At 63.4% G+C, this 1,646-nt stretch carries 1 protein-coding gene; it reads right to left on the bottom strand.

The annotated features are described in order from the left end of the window. Window positions 1–164 precede the first annotated feature (164 nt). Window positions 165–1,520: a phosphoglucosamine mutase gene (gene glmM / locus L6Q67_RS23385; protein ID WP_296575867.1), complete on the bottom strand. Its 1,356-nt coding sequence runs from the start codon at window positions 1,518–1,520 to the stop codon at window positions 165–167. Between the last annotated feature and the right edge of the window lie 126 nt (window positions 1,521–1,646).

Here is a 1,646-nt window from a genome sequence, read left to right as displayed (position 1 = left end):
CGGGGCGTATTTCGTTGTCTTCTTCATGGCTCCATCTTCTCAAGAGTGGGAGCCTCCGCGAAACCCGGGGCGATTCACGTGTGCGACTGAAGTCGCCCCTACAAGGTGGGGCAGCGGTCGTGTTCGGGGCCGACGCTGCTGCTTTTCTAGTCCGGGATCTGGGCTTACCCTGCGGCGGCTTTGACAACCTCCGCCAGGCTATGGGCGAGCCGGGAGACCTGGTCGCCATCGCGCCCTTCCACCATCACCCGTAGCAGGGGCTCGGTGCCGGAGGGGCGGAGCAGGATGCGGCCCGTGTCGCCCAGCTCGGCTTCGGCAGCGGCCACGGCCGCATGAATGGCTTCGCTGGCAGCCCATTTGAACCCGGGCTGGATCCGCACATTGATCAGTTTCTGCGGGTAGAAGACCAGATCGGCGCAGATTTCCTTCAGCGTCAGGCCGTGGCTCTTGAGGGCGGCCAGCACTTGCAGGCCGGCAATGATGCCGTCCCCGGTGGTGTGATGATTCAGGCAGATGATGTGGCCGGAGTTTTCGCCGCCCAGTGTCCAGCCCTTTTCGTGCAGCACTTCGAGTACGTAGCGGTCGCCCACCTTGGCTCGCGCAAAGGGGATGCCGAGGCGTGCCAGGGCGTGCTCGAAGCCGAGATTGCTCATCAGGGTTCCGACCACGCCGGGCACGGGTTTCCCGCTGAGCTGAGCCGCTTTGGCGATCACGTAGAGGATCTTGTCGCCGTCGTACACTTCGCCGTCGGCGTCGACCATGACGATGCGGTCGCCGTCACCGTCCAGGGAGATGCCAAGGTCTGCACCGCTTTTCAGCACTGCGTCGCGGATGCTCTGCGGTGAGGTGGCGCCGACCTTGTCGTTGATGTTCATGCCGTTGGGCTCGGCGCCGACCACGAAGAGTTCGGCCCCCAGCTCGTGGAAGACTTTTGGGGCCACCATGTAGGCGGCGCCGTGGGCGCAGTCGAGCGCAATCTTCATGTCCCGCAGATCGAGTTCGTTGGGGAAGGTGCTCTTGCAGAACTCCACGTAGCGCCCCCGGGCGTCGTCGATCCGCCGTGCCTTGCCGAGTTTGGCGGATGTTTCGCAGCCCATGGGCTCATCGAGGCGGGACTCGATTTCCAGTTCCACCGCATCGGGGAGCTTGGTGCCTGCCGCGGAGAAGAACTTGATGCCGTTGTCTTCAAACGGGTTGTGGGAGGCAGAAATGACGACACCCACCTGCAGACGCAGGGCGCGGGTGAGGTAGGCAATGGCGGGCGTGGGCAGCGGGCCAGCCAGATAGACGTCCACCCCGGCCGCCGAAAACCCGGCCTCCAGTACGGATTCCAGCATGTAGCCGGAAATCCGGGTGTCTTTGCCGATGATCACCGCCGGGTGTTCGCCCGGGCGGAGATGCTCATGGGCCACCAGCGTCTTGCCTGCGGCGTAGCCCAGTTGCATGCAGAAATCGGGCTTGATGGGCGCCTGACCAACGCACCCTCTCACGCCATCCGTACCAAAATACCGTCGCGACATCCTTACCTCTCAGAAAATCAAAATGGGTGATTACGGCGATTGAAGGTGCTCACTCCACCGTCACGCTCTTGGCCAGATTCCGCGGCTTGTCCACATCGGTGCCCTTCACCAGCGCAGCGTGGTAGC

Origin of the sequence: Zoogloea sp., from assembly GCF_023150065.1 — a bacterium.
Taxonomy (GTDB): Bacteria; Pseudomonadota; Gammaproteobacteria; order Burkholderiales; family Rhodocyclaceae; genus Zoogloea.
The sequence above is the reverse complement of the archived record's forward strand: the minus strand, read 5'-3'. Positions and strand labels throughout refer to the sequence as shown.

Coding starts and splice junctions, on each gene's coding strand:
- glmM (WP_296575867.1), bottom strand. CDS start 1,520: ATGTCGCGACGGTATTTTGGTACGGATGGCGTGAGAGGGTGCGTTGGT.